A 17,892-nucleotide genomic window follows, 5' to 3' on the forward strand; every position below is an offset into this window, starting at 1 on the left:
AACTTTGCCAGGAAATAACCGCCTGAATCCGGTAGGCTCACCCTTTTTACTCAAGGAGTTACTCCCCATGGCCAAAGCCACCGCCCGTCACATCCTCGTTTCCACTGAAGACAAGTGCAACGAACTCAAGGCCCAAATTGAAGGCGGCGCCGATTTCGCAGAAATCGCCAAAGCCAACTCCAGCTGCCCATCCAGCCGTCAAGGCGGCGACCTGGGTTCGTTCGGTCCAGGCCAAATGGTTAAAGAATTCGACACCGTGGTATTCAGCGCCCCGGTCAACACCGTGCAAGGCCCGGTGAAAACCCAGTTCGGTTATCACCTGCTGGAAGTCACCAGCCGCCAGGACTGATCCAGTCCGCGCTGATGCGATAAACAACGGCCCGCCTCTTGGTGGGCCGTTGTGCATGTGATGACTGGCGACGCTGATGCCGTTAGCGTACAAATCCCTATTCCTGTTCTTCCGGCGCTCAAGACTGATAATGCGATTGGCCTTTTCGACTCTATTTCGCTCCACCCTCGCCCTGCTGCTGGCCAGCACCGCCGTGATCGCGGCGCCGCAACCGTCGCTGACGGTGTATGGCGAACCGGCCAAGTACCCTGCCGGCTTTACCCATTTCGACTACGCCAACCCCAACGCGCCCAAGGGTGGCAGCCTGCGGCGCTCGGCCATTGAAATCGGGCGCTTCGACCACGTGTTGCCGTATATCGACAAAGGCATCGGCGTGTCACAGGTTGACGGCTGGCTCTACGCGCCCCTCGCCCTGCGTTCCCTGGACGAGCCCTATACGGTCTACGGACTGGTCGCCGAAAAGATGGAGCGCGCCGAAGACGGCCTGTCCCTGCGCTTCTACCTCAATCCCAAGGCGCGCTTTGCCGATGGCAAACCCATCACCGCCGAAGACGTACGCTATAGCTTCGATTTATTGATGACCCAGGGCAGCCTGCGCTTTCGCACGCTGTTCGCCGACGTCAAGCACGTCGAAGTGGAAGGTGAGCGTCAGGTACGCTTCGACTTTTCCAGCAATGAAAACCGCACCTTGCCCCTGGATATCGCCACCCTGCCGGTGTTCCCCGAGCATTGGTGGAAGACTCGCGACTTCGCCAACGGCGGTGGCTACGAAGCCCCGCTGGGCAGCGGCCCGTACAAGGTCAGCAAAATCGACTCCGGCAATACCATCACCTTTACCCGCGACCCGAATTGGTGGGGCAAGGATTTGCCCGTCAGCCGTGGCCTGTACAACTTCGATCACTTGAGCCTGGAATACTTCGGCGACACCGAAGTGGCCCGCCAAGTGCTGCGTGGCGGCGCGTATGACTTCAATCGCGAATTTTCCGCGACCGGCTACTCCATCGGCTACAACGGTCCCGCGCTGGATGACGGCCGTCTGCAACGCGCCCACCTGGCCAAGGACATGCCGCAACCGGCCCAAGGCTATGTCTTCAACGTGCAGAAGCCGATCTTCAAGGACCGCCGTGTGCGCCAGGCCCTGGCAATGCTGTGGGATTTCGAATGGGCCAACCGGCAGATGATGCGCAACCTGTACATCCGTCAGCAGAGCTTCTTCTCCAACAGCCCGTTGGCGGCGACCCAACTGCCGACCCAGGAAGAACTGGCGATTCTCGAACCCCTGCGCGGGCAGATCCCTGATGAGGTGTTTACCCAGGTGTTCAAGGCTCCGGTCACCGATGGCAGCGGCATGATCCGCGACAAGCAGCTGCAAGCCCTGGCCCTGCTTGAGGAAGCCGGCTGGAAACCCGCCGGCGACAAGCTGGTAAACGCCGAAGGCGACCCGCTGGAGTTCACCTTCCTCAATGCCCAAGCCGGTCTGGAGCGTCTGTTGCTGCCGTATAAGCGCAACCTGGCGCAGATTGGTATTACCCTGAATATCCGTCGCATCGACTCATCGCAATACGTGAACCGGCTGATGTCGCGCGATTACGACATGATCGTCACCGGGTTCCCCGTCACGACCTCCCCGGGCATGGAGCTGTACAACTACTTTGGTTCCAGCGCCGCTTTCGATTCGGGCGCGAACAACTACATGGTGCTCAAGGACCCTGCAGTCGACGCCTTGATCAAGGGCCTGGTCAAGGCCGACACCCAGGCGCAGATGCTCACCTACGCCCATGCCCTGGACCGAGTGCTGCAATGGAATTACCTGTGGATTCCCAATTACTACCCGCCCGGCACGTCCGCGGCGTGGTGGAACCGTTTCGGTCGCCCGGCCATCGAGGCCAAGAACGACGAGGCCCTGGAAACCTGGTGGGAAATCAGCCCCACGCCACTGACCACTGAGCAGATGAACGCCGAACTGAAAAAACGCGGAGGAGCGCGCTGATGTTTGCCTATATCGTGCGGCGCCTGCTGCTGATTATCCCGACGCTGGTGATCATCCTGCTGGTGAATTTCGTGATTGTGCAGGCCGCGCCCGGCGGCCCGGTTGAGCAGGCCATCGCCCATTTGCAGGGGATTGGCGGCGGTGGCGTCGGCGGTTCATCCGGCGAAGGCATCAGCAGCGGCTCGCGGTCCAGCCGGGGTCTGGACCCGAAGCTGATCGAGGACATCAAAAAACAGTACGGCTTCGACAAGTCCGCACCGAAGCGTCTGTGGCTGATGCTCAAGAGCTATGCCCAGCTGGACTTCGGCAATAGCTTCTTTCGCGGCTCGACGGTGATTGACCTGATTCTGGAAAAGATGCCGGTGACGATCTCGCTGGGTCTGTGGGCAACGCTGATCACCTACCTGGTGTCGATCCCCCTCGGGATTCGCAAGGCGGTGCGCCATGGCAGCAGCTTTGATGTGTGGAGCAGCACCGCCATCGTGATCGGCTATGCGATGCCGGCGTTTCTGTTTGCGATGTTCCTCATCGTGGTGTTCGCCGGCGGCACCTCACTGAACTGGTTCCCGGTGCGCGGACTGGTCTCGGAAAACTTCGAAGAACTGAGCACTGTGGGCAAGATTGCCGACTACTTCTGGCACCTGGTGTTGCCGGTGACGTCTTTGGTGATCGGCGGCTTTGCCACCCTGACCATTCTCACCAAAAATTCGTTCCTTAATGAAATCACTCGCCAATACGTGGTGACTGCACGGGCCAAAGGCTTGAGCGAACGACGTGTGCTGTACGGCCATGTGTTCCGCAATGCCATGTTGCTGGTGATTTCGGGGATTCCCCAGGCGTTTATCAGCGTGTTTTTCGCCGGCTCGTTGCTGATCGAGGTGATTTTCTCCCTGGATGGTCTCGGTCGCATGAGCTATGAAGCGGCCGTTTCACGGGATTACCCGGTGGTGTTCGGCTCGCTGTTTATCTTCACCCTGTTCGGCCTGCTGATAAAACTCATCGGTGACCTCTGCTACACCTTGGTGGACCCGCGTATCGACTTCGCCGCGAGGAACGCCTGATGCTTAATCTGTCCCCCGTGGCGCGCCGACGCTTCGAGCGTTTCAAGAAAAACCGCCGTGGCTGGTGGTCGCTGTGGCTGTTTATCGGCCTGTTTATCCTGACCCTCGGCGGTGAGCTGATCGCCAACGACAAACCCCTGGCGCTCAGCTACAAGAACGAGCTGTATTTCCCGGTGTTCAAGCGTTACACCGAACAGCAGTTCGGCGGCCAGTTGCCGTTCCAGGCCGACTACCGCAGTGACTACGTGCAAAAGCTGATCAAGCAGGACGGCGGCTGGATGCTGTTCCCGCCGATTCCGTTCAGCGATGACACGCCCAACTACGAATTGACCCGCCCTGCCCCCAGCCCGCCTTCGGCGGTGAACTGGCTGGGCACCGACGACCAGTCCCGCGATGTGCTGGCACGGGTGATCTTCGGTGCGCGGGTGTCGATCCTGTTTGCCTTGGCGCTCACGGCCATCAGCGCGGCCATCGGCATTGCCGCCGGGGCCTTGCAGGGTTACTACGGCGGCTGGGTGGATTTGATCGGCCAGCGCGTGCTTGAGGTGTGGTCCGGTTTGCCGGTGCTGTACCTGCTGATCATCCTGTCGGGTTTTGTCGAACCGAATTTCTGGTGGCTGCTGGGGATCATGGCGCTGTTTTCCTGGCTGGCCCTGGTGGATGTGGTGCGCGCCGAGTTCCTGCGCGGGCGCAACCTGGAGTACGTCAAAGCCGCACGGGCGCTGGGCCTGGGCGATGGCAAGATCATCAGCCGGCATATCCTGCCCAATGCGATGACCGCCACTTTGAGCTACCTGCCGTTTATTTTGACCGGGGCGATTTCCACCTTGAGCGCCCTGGACTTCCTCGGCTTCGGCATGCCGGCGGGCAGCGCGTCGCTGGGCGAACTGATCGCCCAGGGCAAGCAGAACCTGCAAGCGCCGTGGCTGGGCCTGACGGCGTTTTTCACCTTGGCGCTGATCCTGTCACTGCTGGTCTTTATCGGCGAGGCGTTGCGTGACGCCTTCGACCCACGTTCATGAGTAAGTCCCTAATGAACCTGATCGAAATCCGCGACCTCAGCGTCGCCTTCAGCGGCCAGACGGTCGTCAGCAAGCTCTGCCTGGACGTGCGCCCCGGCGAATGCCTGGCGCTGGTGGGTGAGTCGGGCTCGGGCAAGTCGGTCACGGCCCATTCGATCCTGCAGCTGCTCCCCGAGGCCGGCACTGAGACCACAGGCTCCATTCAGTATCGCGGCCAGGAACTGATCGGCGCGTCGGCGGCAACCTTGCAGAAGCTGCGCGGCAACCGCATCGCGATGATCTTTCAGGAGCCGATGACCTCCCTCAACCCGCTGCACAGCATCGAAAAGCAGATCGGCGAAACCCTGCTGCTGCACAAGGGCCTGGGCGGCAAGGCGGCGCAGGCGCGCATCCTCGAACTGCTCGAACTGGTGGGCATCCAGAAACCCGAGGAGCGCCTCAAGGCGTATCCGCACCAACTGTCCGGCGGCCAGCGTCAACGGGTGATGATCGCCATGGCCCTGGCCTGCGAGCCGGAGCTGCTGATTGCCGACGAACCCACCACCGCCCTGGACGTGACCGTACAACGCAAGATCCTGCTGCTGCTCAAGTCCTTGCAACAGCGCCTGGGCATGTCGCTGCTGCTGATCAGCCACGACCTCAACCTGGTGCGCAGCATTGCCCAGCGGGTCTGTGTGATGCGCGCCGGGGAGATTGTCGAGCAGGCTGACTGCGAGACCTTGTTCACCGCGCCGCAACATCCTTACAGCCGCCTGCTGCTGGACGCCGAGCCGTCCGGCGATGTGCTGTGCAGCGATCCACGCGAGACGGTTCTGGAAGTCGACGACCTGAGCGTACAGTTCCCCCTGAGCGGTGGGCTGTTTCGGCGCAAAACCTACCTGCGCGCCGTGGACGGCATCAGCCTCAGCGTACAGCGCGGCAAGACCCTGGGGATCGTCGGCGAGTCCGGCTCGGGCAAATCCACCCTGGGCCAGGCGATCCTGCGCCTGCTGGATTCCAGCGGCAGCATCCGCTTCCAGGGTGAAGCCCTCGACCCGCTGAGCCACCAGCAAATGCGTCCATGGCGCAAACAGATGCAGGTGGTGTTCCAGGACCCTTACGGCAGCCTCAGCCCGCGCATGTCGGTGCAGCAGATCATCAGCGAGGGCCTGGAAGTCCATGCACCGTGCAGCCTCGCCGACCGCGACGCGCAGGTGATCCAGGTGCTCAAGGACGTGGGCCTCGACCCCGCCAGCCGCCATCGTTACCCCCATGAGTTTTCCGGTGGCCAGCGCCAACGCATCGCCATCGCCCGCGCCCTGGTGCTCAAGCCGGCCCTGATGCTGCTGGACGAACCCACCTCGGCGCTGGACCGCACGGTGCAGAAGCAAGTGGTGGCGCTGCTGCGCGAACTGCAGGACAAATACGGCCTGACCTACCTGTTTATCAGCCACGACCTGGCCGTGGTGCGCGCCATGGCCCACGACATGATCGTGATCAAGGACGGCAAGGTGGTGGAGCACGGCGCCAGCCATGATGTGTTCGAATCGCCGCAACATCCGTACACCAGGGAGTTGCTGGCGGCGGCGTGCGGACTGTCGACATGAGCACCAGCCTCAAGGACTACCAACAGGTTCGCGGCCTGGCGATCCAGTCGCTGTTCGAGATCATCGAGCAGTCCAGCGAAGGCACGGTGATTGTCGACCGCGACGCCAACATCGTGTGGATGAACGAGCGCTACGCCAAGCGCTTCGGCCTCAAAAGCGCTGACGAAGCCATCGGCCAGCCTTGCGAGCAGGTGATTTCCAACAGCCTGTTGCGTCAGGTGGTGCGCAACGACCAGCCGATCCTGCTGGACATCCAGGACACGCCCAAAGGCCCGCTGGTGGTGATGCGCCTGCCGATCCACAACGACGCCGGCGCGGTGATCGGCGCGATTGGCTTTGCGCTGTTTGATGAGCTGCGCAACCTCTCGCCGCTGATCGAACGCTACCTGAGCATGCAGCAGGAGTTGGCCTCCACCCGCTCGCTGCTGCGCTCACGCCAGAGCAAGTACAACTTCGCGCACTTTATCGGCACCAGTGCCGCCAGCCTTGAAGTCAAGCGGCGTGCCCGGCGCAGCGCGAGCGCCGAGTCGCCGGTGTTGCTGCTCGGCGAAACCGGCACCGGCAAGGAGTTGCTGGCCCAGGCCATCCACGGTGCCTCGCCACGGGCGCACAAGGCGTTTGTGAGCATCAACAGTGCGGCGATTCCCCATGACTTGCTGGAAGCCGAATTCTTCGGCACCGCGCCGGGTGCCTTTACCGGTGCCGATCGCAAGGGCCGTCCCGGCAAATTCCAGATTGCCCAGGGCGGCACGCTGTTCCTCGATGAAATCGGCGATATGCCGCTGCCGCTGCAAAGCAAATTGCTGAGGGTGTTGCAGGAAAAGGAATTCGAACCGGTCGGCTCCAATGAGATGCTGCACAGCGATGTGCGGGTGATTGCCGCCACGTCCATGGACCTGGAAGCGGCCATAAAGCGCGGCGAGTTTCGCGCCGATTTGTATTACCGGCTGAATGTGCTGCCGATCCAGGTACCGCCCCTGCGTGATCGGCTGGAGGATATTCCGGCGTTGAGCGAGGCGATCCTTGAAGAGCTGCGCAGCCAACATGAACTGGACCGCGACGCCTTGGCGCTGCTGGCACAGCACGCGTGGCCGGGGAATATCCGTGAGCTGCGCAATGTGCTGGAACGGGCGGCCTTGTTGAGTGATGACCTGGTGCTGAATGCCCAGGAGATTCGAGCAGCGATTGGCACGTTCAGCCCTGTGGAGCGCGGCGCTGTTGCGACGGTTGAGGGTGAGACGTTCGCGGCGGCGCGGGAGCGGTTCGATCGACAGGTAATAGGGGCGGCGCTCAAGGCCTGTGGCGGGAATGTGGTCGATGCAGCCCGGCGGTTGGGGCTGGGCAGGTCGACGCTGTACAAGAAAATGGTCGCCCTGGGCATCGCCTGATCTCAAAAAAGAGACAACATTCTCCCTATCAAGACACTCTCCTGTGGGAGGGGGCTTGCCCCCGATGGCATTGGATCAGTTGGCAGATGCAGTGGCTGACACACTGTCATCGGGGGCAAGCCCCCTCCCACATTTGATCTCTACAAGTCTCTATATTGAGAATTTATCCGCAAACCCTCATATAGAATCGAAAAATATCCTTAACATTCAATAGCTTGAATATTTGGCACGCATCTCGCTATAGCCCTTTCCAAAGCACCACCCCACAACAATAACAATCCGATGGAGACACACCATGAGTGTGATCATTGCCCTGGCAGCGCTCGCGTTGCTGATGCTGGCTGCCTACCGTGGCTATAGCGTTATCCTGTTTGCCCCCATAGCCGCCCTCGGCGCTGTCTTGCTCACCGACCCATCCGCCGTCGCCCCTGCGTTTACCGGGGTGTTCATGGAGAAAATGGTCGGCTTTATCAAACTGTATTTCCCGGTGTTCCTGTTGGGTGCAGTGTTCGGCAAGCTGATTGAGCTGTCGGGCTTCTCGCGCTCTATCGTGGCGGCTGCGATCCGTCTGCTCGGCACGCGCCAGGCGATGCTGGTGATCGTGCTGGTCTGCGCCCTGCTCACCTACGGCGGCGTGTCGCTGTTTGTGGTGGTATTTGCGGTGTACCCGTTCGCGGCGGAGATGTTCCGCCAGAGCAATATCCCCAAGCGCCTGATCCCGGCGACCATCGCCCTCGGCGCGTTTTCGTTCACCATGGACGCCCTGCCGGGCACGCCGCAGATCCAGAACATCATCCCCAGCACCTTCTTCAACACCACCGCCTGGGCCGCGCCGTGGCTGGGTTTGATTGGCACCATCTTCGTGTTCTGCGCCGGCATGCTGTACCTGGCGCGCCAACGCAACAAGGCCCAGCGCGCCGGTGAAGGCTACGGCACCGAGTTGCGCAACGAGCCGGAAACCGCCGAGAACCTGACCCTGCCCAACCCGTGGATCGCGCTGTCGCCGCTGATCCTGGTGGGCGTGATGAACCTGCTGTTCACCCACTGGATCCCGCAGTGGTACGGCAAGACCCACAGCCTCAGCCTGCCAGGGATGAGCGCACCGGTGACCACTGAAATCGCCAAGCTCACCGCGATCTGGGCGGTGCAGGCGGCGTTGCTGGTCGGGATCATCATGGTGCTGGTGTTTGGCTGGGCGGCAATCAAAAGCAAGCTGGCCGAGGGCAGTAAAAGTGCGGTCAGCGGCGCATTGCTGGCGGCGATGAACACCGCGTCGGAATATGGTTTTGGTGCGGTGATTGCCTCGCTGCCAGGCTTCCTGGTACTGGCGGACTGGCTCAAGGGCATCCCCAACCCGCTGGTCAACGAAGCGATTACCGTGACCCTGCTGGCCGGTATCACCGGTTCCGCGTCGGGCGGTATGAGCATCGCCCTGGCGGCCATGTCCGAAAGCTTCATTTCGGCGGCCCATGCGGCCAATATCCCCCTTGAAGTGCTGCACCGGGTCGCGGCCATGGCCAGCGGCGGGATGGACACCCTGCCCCACAACGGCGCGGTGATCACGCTGCTGGCGGTCACCGGGCTGACCCACCGCGAAGCCTACAAGGACATTTTCGGCATTACGATCATCAAGACCCTCGCGGTGTTCGTGGTGATCGGTACTTTCTACGCCACCGGCATTGTGTGAGGTTTTCATGACGACTTTGAATGGCAAGACCGCCCTGGTCACCGGCTCTACCAGCGGCATCGGCCTGGGGATCGCATTGAGCCTGGCCAAGGCGGGCGCCAACCTGATTCTCAACGGCTTCGGCGACGCCAGTGCGGTGGTCGCCCAGGTCCAGGCATTTGGCGGCAAGGTCGGCCATCACCCGGCGGACGTGAGCAACCCGGCGCAGATCGCCGACATGCTCGCCTACGCCGAACGTGAATTCGGCGGCGTGGACATCCTGGTCAACAACGCCGGCATCCAGCACGTGGCAGCCGTGGAAGACTTCCCGGCTGACCGCTGGGACTCGATCATTGCCATCAACCTGTCCTCGGTGTTCCACAGCACGCGCCTCAGCCTGCCGGGCATGAAGGCCAAGGGCTGGGGACGCATCGTCAATATCGCCTCGGTGCATGGCCAGGTCGGGTCGGTGGGCAAGGCGGCCTATGTGGCAGCCAAGCACGGCGTGATCGGTTTGACCAAAGTGGTGGGCCTGGAGACGGCCACCAGCAACGTGACCTGCAATGCGATTTGCCCAGGTTGGGTGCTGACGCCGTTGGTGCAAAAGCAGATTGATGATCGCGTGGCCAAAGGCGTGGACCCGCAACAGGCGCAGCATGATCTGCTCGCCGAGAAGCAACCCTCGCTGGAATTCGTGACGCCGCCGCAGTTGGGTGAGTTGGTATTGTTCCTGTGCAGCGAAGCGGGCGCGCAGGTGCGTGGTGCCGCCTGGAACATCGATGGCGGCTGGCTGGCCCAATAACCCCAGACACATTTATAAGAACAAGAGACCTTGCTGATGTCCGAGATCCTCTGGCAACCCTCCCCCGAACGCATCCGCCATACGCGGATGGACGGGTTCCGCCGTTTCATTAACGACCGCCACGCCTTGCAACTGGCCGACTACCCCGCGCTGCACCAATGGAGCATCGACCAGCGCCCGGACTTCTGGCAGGCCATCGTCGCCTTCTTCGACGTGCAGTTTCGCAGCCCGCCCAGCACCGCGCTGATCGAAAACACCGAGATGCCCAGCGCCCAGTGGTTCCCCGGCGCGACGCTGAACTTTGCCGAGCACTTGCTGCGCCGTCGCGACGCTCATCCAGCGGTCGTCGCCATCAGCGAAGACGGCCAGCGCGAACAACTCACCTATGCCGAACTGGCCACACACGTCGCCGGCCTGCAAAAAAGCCTGCACGCCGCCGGTATCCGCCAGGGTGACCGCGTTGCCGCGTGCATGCCCAACACCTGGCAAACCCTGGTGGGCATGCTCGCCACCACCAGCCTGGGCGCGATCTGGTCGTGCTCCTCACCGGACTTCGGCACCCAAGGCGTGATCGATCGCTTTGGGCAGATCGAGCCCAAGGTGCTGATCACCTGCGCCGGTTACCAGTACGCCGGCAAGACCATCGACCAGAGCGCCAAGCTCAATGAAATCCTCGAACGGCTGCCGTCCCTGGAGCAGTTGATTGTGGTGCCGTATGCGCGGCCCGAGGCGCAGGTCGAGGACTACCGTACCCCGGCAAACGTTGCGCTGTGGAATGACTTCTACCAACCCGGCGGCGAGCCCGAATTTGTCGCGGTGCCGTTCGACCATCCGCTGTACATCCTCTATTCCAGCGGCACCACCGGCGTGCCCAAATGCATCATCCACAGCACCGGCGGCGTGTTGCTCACGCACCTCAAGGAACACGGCCTGCATGCCGACCTGTGCCGCGAGGACTGCCTGTTCTACTACACCACCTGCGGCTGGATGATGTGGAACTGGCTGGTGTCAGTGCTGGCCATCGGCGCGACGGCGGTGCTGTACGACGGCTCGCCCTTTCATCCGGGGCCCGAGCGCTTGATCGACCTGATTGATGCCGAAAAAATCAGCGTATTCGGTACCAGCCCCAAGTTCCTCGCCACCCTCGAAAAGGCCGGCCTGCAACCGCGCCTGAGTCATGACCTGGGCAGCCTCAAGGGGTTGATCTCGACCGGTTCGCCGCTGTCGCCCCAGAGCTACGACTACGTTTACCGCGAGATCAAGGGCGAGTTGTGCCTGTCGTCGATGTCCGGCGGCACTGATATCGTGTCCTGCTTTGTGATCGGCAACCCGGTGCTGCCGGTGCGCCGTGGCGAAATGCAGTGCAAGAGCCTGGCGATGGCCATCGAGGTGTGGGACGACCAGGGCCAGCCGTTGATCGGCGAAAAAGGCGAGTTGGTGTGCACCCGGCACTTCCCGGCCATGCCCATCGGTTTGTGGAACGACCCGGACCAGAAGAAGCTGCGCGCGTCGTATTTCAGCCAGTTCCTCGGCGTGTGGGCCCAAGGCGACTACGCCGAGCAACACCCGAATGGCAGCCTGCTGATCCATGGCCGCTCCGACGCCGTGCTCAACCCCGGCGGCGTGCGCATCGGCACAGCGGAAATTTATCGCCAAGTGGAAAAAATCCCGCAGGTGCTGGAGAGCCTCGCCATCGGCCAACGCTGGCAGGACGACGTGCGCGTGGTGCTGTTTGTGCGCCTCGATGAGGGCGTCGAGTTGGATGAGGCCCTGCAGCAGCAGATCCGCCAGGTCATCCGCGCCAACACTACCCCGCGCCATGTGCCGGCCAAAATCCTGGCTGTTACCGATATCCCTCGCACCATCAGCGGCAAGATCGTTGAATTGGCGGTGCGCAACGTGGTGCATGGCGAGCCGGTAAAGAACACCGACGCCCTGGCCAACCCGCAGGCACTGGAGGAGTTTCGCGACCGCCCGGAACTGGCGTAAAGATGAAAGGTTTCAGCCCTGAGGCACTCATTTGAAGACAAACCCCGAATGCGTGCTATTTTTCGGGAGTAGTCACCCATTCCCGACTCACGGGATAATGGGTGTTGTCATTTTTCAAAGCGTTACGCTCAGGGCTTTATATGAAAGGAACATCCACCGGTAGCGAAGCCGCTGCATTGATTGCGCGGCTGGACTGGGCACGAAGCCCGCTCGGTGAGGCCAATGACTGGCCGCAAAGCCTGCGCACAGCGGTCGATATCGTCGTCCATTCGCCGATGCCGATGCTCCTGCTGTGGGGCAGCCAGCTCACCCAACTCTACAACGACGGCTTCGCGGCGCTGGCCGGCAATAAACACCCCGAGGCCATGGGCCAACCGGCGCACCAGACGTGGCCAGAGCTGGAAGGCTTTACCGGCCCGGTCTACGACGCCGTGCTCAGTGGCCAGGTGCGCACTTTCAGCGAGCAGCGCTTCGTCCTGCAACGCAACAATCGCGACACGGAAATCTGGCTGGACCTGACCTACAGCCCGATCCGCGATGAAAGCGCCAATGTGGCCGGTATCCTCGTCACTGCCATCGAAACCAATGAGCGCCGCAAAGCCCAGCACAACACCGAGCAACGCCTGCAGCTTGCACTGGCGGCGACCGACGCCGTAGGCACCTGGGATTGGGACATCGGCGAGGACCACTTTATCGCCGACGCCCACTTCGCCTACCTGCACGGTGTCGACCCCAGCGACGCTGGCCTGCTGCCCATCAGCGAATACCTGCATGGCGTGCATCCGGAAGACCGTGGCACCGTGGCGCGCAGCATCAAGCACTGCATCACCCACGGCACCGAATACGCCGAGGAATACCGCCTGCAACAAGCCGACGGCCAGGTGCGCTGGGTATTTGCCCGAGGCCGGTGTTACAAGGATCACAATGGCCGCCCGGCGCGTTTCCTCGGCGCCGCACTGGACCTGACCGAGCGCAAGCACACCGAGCAGGCCCTGCGCCAAAGCCAGACCGAGTTGCAGTTGATCATCAACGCGATGCCGGTGCTGATCGGCTACGTCGACCACGAGCAGCGCTTTCGCCTGAACAACAGCGCCTACCTTGAGTGGTACGGCATGACGCCCCAGGAGCTGTACGGCAAGACCATCCGCGAAGTGCTCGGCGACGAGGTGTACGCAGGACGCGAAGACAAGATCGCCGCCGCGCTCAAGGGCAAGGCCTGCAGCTTCATGACCATCACGCCCCACCGCGACGGGCGCCCGCGTCATGCACTGATGAAATACTTGCCGCGTTTCAGCAATGACGGCTCGGTGAACGGTTTCTACATCTTTGTGATCGACGAAACCGAACGCAAACTCACCGAAGAAGCCCTGCGCCACCTCAACGACAACCTCGAAGAGCGCGTGGCCCAGCGCACCCAGGCCCTGGCCGAGGCCAACCAGCGCCTGCAAAACGAGATGTTCGAACGTGAGCGCGCCGAAGATGCGCTGCGCCACGCGCAGAAAATGGAAGCGGTGGGCCAACTGACTGGCGGCATTGCCCACGACTTCAACAACATGCTCACCGGGATCATCGGCAGCCTGGACCTGATGCAGCGTTACATCGCCGCCGGGCGCAGCGAGGAGATCGGGCGCTTTACCGATGCCGCCGTGTCGTCGGCCCATCGCGCCGCCGCCCTCACCCACCGCTTGCTGGCGTTTTCGCGACGCCAGTCACTGGACCGCCGCCCCACCGACCCCAACCAATTGGTGGCGTCCCTGGAGGACTTGTTCCAGCGCACCAAGGGCGCGCATATCGCGCTCAAGGTGCAACTGGGCCACGACATCTGGCCGGTCAACACCGACGCCAGCCAGCTGGAAAACGCCCTGCTCAACCTGGTGATCAACGCCCGCGACGCCATGCCCGATGGCGGCGAATTGCTGATCGAAACCGCCAACAGCTACCTGGACGGCACCGACATCACCACCCTCGAACCGGTCAAGGCCGGCGACTACGTGATGCTCGGCGTGTGCGACAACGGCACCGGCATGGCGCCGAAAATCCTCGCCAAGGCGTTCGACCCGTTCTTCACCACCAAACCCATCGGCCAGGGCACCGGCCTGGGGTTGTCGATGATCTACGGGTTTGCCCAGCAGTCCGGCGGCCACGTCACGATCCAGAGCGAACCCGGCCAGGGCACCTGTGTGCGCCTGTACCTGCCGCGCCTGCACGGCACTGCGCTGGAAAGCAACCTGCCCGCCAGCCTCGGCGAAGCGCCGGTGGCCCTGGCCGGTGAAGCCGTGGTGGTGGTCGAGGACGACCCGGCGGTGCGCATGCTGGTGGTGAATGTGCTGGATGAATTGGGCTATACCGCGCATCAGGCGGCGGATTCACGCACCGCGTTGCCACTGCTGGAATCGGACCTGCGCGTGGACCTGCTGGTGACCGACGTCGGCCTGCCGGGCATGAATGGTCGGCAACTGGCGGAAATCGCGCGCCAGCACCGTCCAGGGTTGCGGGTGCTATTCATGACCGGTTACGCCGAAAAAGCCGCCGAGCGCCAGGGCTTCCTGGAGGACGGCATGGACATGGTGGCCAAACCGTTTTCCATCGACCTGCTGGCGACTAAAATCCGCAGCATGATCAGCGTGGTCGAATGAGTTCAGGCATAATCGCGCGCCGTCGCACACCTGGTAGAGATCAATGAAAGCCCAAGCCCGTCATATCCTGGTGAAAACCAGCGAAGAAGCCGAACAACTCAAGCAGCGCATCGCCAAGGGCGAAGCCTTTGATGTGCTGGCCAAAAAGTACTCCACTTGCCCATCGGGCAAGCGCGGCGGTGACCTGGGTGAAGTGCGGCCGGGGCAGATGGTCGGGGCGATCGATGCGGTGATTTTCAAGAAACCGGTGAAGGTGGTTCACGGGCCGATCAAGAGCAAGTTTGGGTATCACTTGGTGCAGGTGTTTTACCGGGATTGAGTGGTTGGCTTCAGATCGCTATCGGGGGCTCCTGTGGGAGGGGGGCTTGCCCCCGATCCGCCAAAGGCGGCCATCCACTCACTCTCTTGAAATCAGCGCCCCCGGCACCTGAATCACCCGGCTCGCCAACCGATGCCCAGCCAACGCAGCCTCTTCCGGCGCCCCACCCCTGAGCCGGCTGGCCAGGTACGCCGCACTGAACGAATCCCCCGCCGCCGTCGTATCCACCACTTTCTCGACTTTCAACGCCGGCACGACAAAGCGCTCGCCATAGCAGCGGATCAAACACGCATCCGCCCCTCGCTTGAGCACCACTTCCGCAATCGCCGGGTACGCCGCAAACACCTGCTCGCTGTCGGCATAACCAAATAACGCGCGCTCGTCATCTTCGGTGAGCAAGGCGATATCCACCTCAGCCAACACGTTGCGATACGCCGCGCGCGCCGCCTCGATACTGGCCCACAAACGCGGCCGGTAGTTGTTGTCGAACACCACCTTGGCGCCACGGCGGCGGGCTTCGACCAGCGCTTGCAGCAAACGCTCACGCCCGACCTCGCCCAGTACCGCCAGGGTAATGCCGCTGAAATACACCACGTCATAGCTGGGCAAAGCCGCCAGGACCGGCTCGGCTGCCGGCGTGGTGAAACAGTCGCGCACGGCGGCTTCGTTGCGCCAGTAGAGGAATTTACGCTCGCCGTGGGCGTCGGTCTGGATGCAATACAAGCCCGGCAATCGCCCCGGCAGACGCTGGACCAAGCCCAGCCCCAGGCCTTCGTCGGTCCATTGTTGGCACATGGCGTCGCTGAAGCTGTCGTCGCCCAAGGCAGTGACGTAGTCCACCGCGCCGATATCGCCCAGCTCGCGGCGCAGGTACACCGCCGTGTTCAGGGTGTCGCCGCCGAAGCTTTGTTGCAGGCTGCCGTCGGCGCGGTGTTGCAGTTCGATCATGCACTCGCCGATCAGGGCGATGCGGGGTTGGGTGGTCATGGCTGCTTTCTCGGTGGGGCTGAGGGCCCCGATAGGAACGACGCGGTCTAGAAGCAAGTGTGCAGGGACTCGACCACCTGCAGTTGCTCATCCACAAGGCAACCCACCTGCCATTTGTCGAAGGTCAGGCATGGGTGGGACGTACCAAAGGAAATGATGTCGCCAATGCGCAGTTCAACCCCGGGCGCCACGACCATGAAGGCATGCTGGTCCATCACTGCCGTAACCTTGCAGGAGCTCACATCATCGCCTTGCGCCGGTACGATGCCGGCCTTGTAGCGCTTGAGCGGTACCGGCAACCCGGCGTCGTAGGCCACGTCACGCTTACCCAGGGCAATGACTGCAAAACCCGGCTCAGGCAACGACTGCACATGGGCCCAGACTTCCAGCGCCGGACGCAGGCCTTCATTGAGGTCGCTACGACGGTCGAGCACGCAGCACTGCGCCTCTTTGTAGATGCCATGGTCGTGGGCTACATAGCTGCCAGGGCGCAGCACGCTGAGGAAGCGCCCGGCGGCGTTCTGTTGTTCAAAGGACTCGGCGATCAGGTCATACCAGGCTGAGCCCGAAGCGGTGACGATTGGCTTGGTCAAATCGAAAGCGCCGCTGTTTTGCAGGTCCACCGCCAGACGCACCAGGCTGGCGGCAAATTCGCGGATGCCGCTGATGGCGTGCTCGCCATGGATCACGCCTTCATAACCCTCGATTCCCGTGAGGGCCAGCGCCGGTTGGGCCTTGATCGCCTTGGCCAGGTCGCGCACTTGCTGCTCGCTGCGGCAACCGCAGCGGCCGCCGACCACGCCGTATTCGATCATCACATTCAAGCGCAGGCCACGGGCGGCGAAAAACAGGCCCAGGTCGGCGACGTTGTCCGGGTGGTCGACCATGCAGTGGAAGTCAAAATTCTTGTCGGCCAGCAGGTCGGCGATCAACGCCATGTTCGGCGCGCCCACCAGTTGGTTGGCCATCAACACACGGCGCACGCCGCCGGCATACGCGGCGCGGGTCTGTACGGTGTTGGCCAGGGTAATGCCCCAGGCGCCTTGGGCGATCTGACGCTGAAACAGCGCCGGCATCATGCTGGTCTTGCCATGGGGCGCGAGTTCGGCGCCGCTGTTGCTGACAAAGTCCTGCATCCAACGGATGTTGTGTTCCAGGGCGTCGCGGTGCAGGACCAGGGCCGGCAAACTGACGTCACGGACCAGGTGGGCACCGACGGCGGCGGCGCCTTTTTCAACGGCGTTGATGGCAGACATGAAAACTCCTATTCGTTGATGCGACGGGCCAGGTGGTTGGCGCTGTCGATCAACACCCGGCGATAGTCGTTGTAGTTTTTTTGCGCATCGGCCCGTGGGGCGACGATGCACAGCGTCGCAATGCTGATGCCCTGCGCGTCCCGCACCGGGGCGGCAAAGCAATGGGTAAAGGTGTCGGCCACACTGTCGAAGGAAAAGAACCCATCGAGGGTGGCCTGGCGGATCTGCGCAAGGAACGTTTCCAGCGGCAGGCGCTGACCGTCCGGCAGGATGAAATCGTCATGGTCGATCAGGTCGACGATCTGCTGGTCGCTCAGGTGCCCCAGCAACAGGCGCCCGGAGGCGGTCCAGGGGATTGGCGCGTTTTCGCCGATGTCCGAAGAAATCCGGAAATGCCGCTCGCCTTCGCGCATCAGCGCTACCGTGTATTTGCGCCCATTGAGCAGGCACATCTGTGCAGTTTCGTGGGTCTGGCTGACGATCTCCTGCAAGGCGTGATCGGCCTCGCGGGTCAGGTCGAAGTGGCGCAGGTGCGCCTGGCCGAGGAAGTACAACTGGCGACCGAGGTAGACGTGACCGTCCTTGCCCACAGTTTCAAGAATGCGCCGTTCCAGCAAGGACGCGACCAATTCGTAGACGGTGGACTTGGGGCTGCCGATACCGCTGGCGATATCATTCGGGCGCAGGGGCTGGCCGACTTCCTTGAGGAAATCGAGGATATCGAATGCACGGTCCAGGCCTTTGGCGCGGCGTTTGATGGTGTCTTCGGTCATGGCAATTTCGGTCCGGTCGAAGTTGTTGGGTACGACACAATTCTCCTGTGGGAGGGGGCTTGCCCCCG

At 62.3% G+C, this 17,892-nt stretch carries 14 protein-coding genes; 11 read left to right on the forward strand and 3 right to left on the reverse strand.

Features of this window, described 5'->3' with window-relative positions:
* The first annotated feature begins 67 nt into the window (after nt 1–67).
* The 11 genes from DNK50_RS18585 to DNK50_RS18635 all read left to right on the forward strand — a co-directional run bounded on the left by DNK50_RS18585 (nt 68) and on the right by DNK50_RS18635 (nt 14,808).
* Nucleotides 68–349 (forward strand): peptidylprolyl isomerase, encoded by a 282-nt coding sequence (locus tag DNK50_RS18585; protein WP_005788801.1) that lies wholly within the window; start codon nt 68–70, stop codon nt 347–349.
* Nucleotides 350–479: 130 nt separating this feature from the next.
* Nucleotides 480–2,339: an extracellular solute-binding protein gene (locus DNK50_RS18590; RefSeq protein WP_112195681.1), complete on the forward strand. Its 1,860-nt coding sequence runs from the start codon at nt 480–482 to the stop codon at nt 2,337–2,339.
* On the forward strand, nt 2,339–3,400 hold the full coding sequence (locus DNK50_RS18595) for a microcin C ABC transporter permease YejB (RefSeq protein WP_112195683.1): 1,062 nt from the start codon (nt 2,339–2,341) through the stop codon (nt 3,398–3,400). The genes DNK50_RS18590 and DNK50_RS18595 overlap by 1 nt, the downstream gene beginning before the upstream one ends.
* Nucleotides 3,400–4,422, forward strand: coding sequence for an ABC transporter permease (locus tag DNK50_RS18600; protein WP_160385023.1), 1,023 nt, complete (start codon nt 3,400–3,402; stop codon nt 4,420–4,422). Before DNK50_RS18595 ends, DNK50_RS18600 begins: the two co-directional genes overlap by 1 nt.
* A gap of 11 nt (nt 4,423–4,433) precedes the next feature.
* A complete protein-coding gene (locus DNK50_RS18605; protein WP_112195685.1) occupies nt 4,434–6,008 on the forward strand; it encodes an ABC transporter ATP-binding protein in 1,575 nt (524 codons plus the stop codon).
* Nucleotides 6,005–7,396, forward strand: a complete 1,392-nt coding sequence (locus tag DNK50_RS18610; protein ID WP_112195687.1) for a sigma-54-dependent Fis family transcriptional regulator — start codon at nt 6,005–6,007, stop codon at nt 7,394–7,396. The genes DNK50_RS18605 and DNK50_RS18610 overlap by 4 nt, the downstream gene beginning before the upstream one ends.
* 295 nt (nt 7,397–7,691) lie before the next feature.
* Nucleotides 7,692–9,083, forward strand: coding sequence for a GntP family permease (locus DNK50_RS18615; protein ID WP_099583199.1), 1,392 nt, complete (start codon nt 7,692–7,694; stop codon nt 9,081–9,083).
* Between the two features lie 7 nt (nt 9,084–9,090).
* On the forward strand, nt 9,091–9,864 hold the full coding sequence (locus DNK50_RS18620; RefSeq protein ID WP_112195689.1) for a 3-hydroxybutyrate dehydrogenase: 774 nt from the start codon (nt 9,091–9,093) through the stop codon (nt 9,862–9,864).
* Nucleotides 9,865–9,900: 36 nt separating this feature from the next.
* The gene (locus DNK50_RS18625) at nt 9,901–11,853 is read left to right on the forward strand and encodes an acetoacetate--CoA ligase (protein WP_112195691.1); all 1,953 of its coding nucleotides are present in this window, start codon (nt 9,901–9,903) and stop codon (nt 11,851–11,853) included.
* Nucleotides 11,854–11,993: 140 nt separating this feature from the next.
* A complete protein-coding gene (locus tag DNK50_RS18630) occupies nt 11,994–14,489 on the forward strand; it encodes a PAS domain-containing sensor histidine kinase (RefSeq protein WP_112195693.1) in 2,496 nt (831 codons plus the stop codon).
* Between the two features lie 43 nt (nt 14,490–14,532).
* The gene (locus DNK50_RS18635) at nt 14,533–14,808 is read left to right on the forward strand and encodes a peptidylprolyl isomerase (protein WP_003174397.1); all 276 of its coding nucleotides are present in this window, start codon (nt 14,533–14,535) and stop codon (nt 14,806–14,808) included.
* A gap of 78 nt (nt 14,809–14,886) precedes the next feature.
* Here the strand turns inward: DNK50_RS18635 and DNK50_RS18640 are convergent, their stop codons facing one another.
* From DNK50_RS18640 to DNK50_RS18650, 3 genes are read right to left on the reverse strand one after another with little or no spacing between them, the layout of a single operon-like run.
* A complete protein-coding gene (locus tag DNK50_RS18640) occupies nt 14,887–15,795 on the reverse strand; it encodes a sugar kinase (protein ID WP_112195695.1) in 909 nt (302 codons plus the stop codon).
* 47 nt (nt 15,796–15,842) lie between these two features.
* Nucleotides 15,843–17,051, reverse strand: a complete 1,209-nt coding sequence (locus DNK50_RS18645; protein WP_112195697.1) for an amino acid deaminase — start codon at nt 17,049–17,051, stop codon at nt 15,843–15,845.
* An 8-nt stretch (nt 17,052–17,059) separates the two neighbouring features.
* Nucleotides 17,060–17,824 (reverse strand): IclR family transcriptional regulator, encoded by a 765-nt coding sequence (locus DNK50_RS18650; protein WP_032886547.1) that lies wholly within the window; start codon nt 17,822–17,824, stop codon nt 17,060–17,062.
* Nucleotides 17,825–17,892: the final 68 nt, after the last annotated feature.

The sequence above is a fragment of the Pseudomonas sp. LG1E9 genome (assembly GCF_003290225.1).
Lineage (GTDB): Bacteria > Pseudomonadota > Gammaproteobacteria > Pseudomonadales > Pseudomonadaceae > Aquipseudomonas > Aquipseudomonas cyclaminis.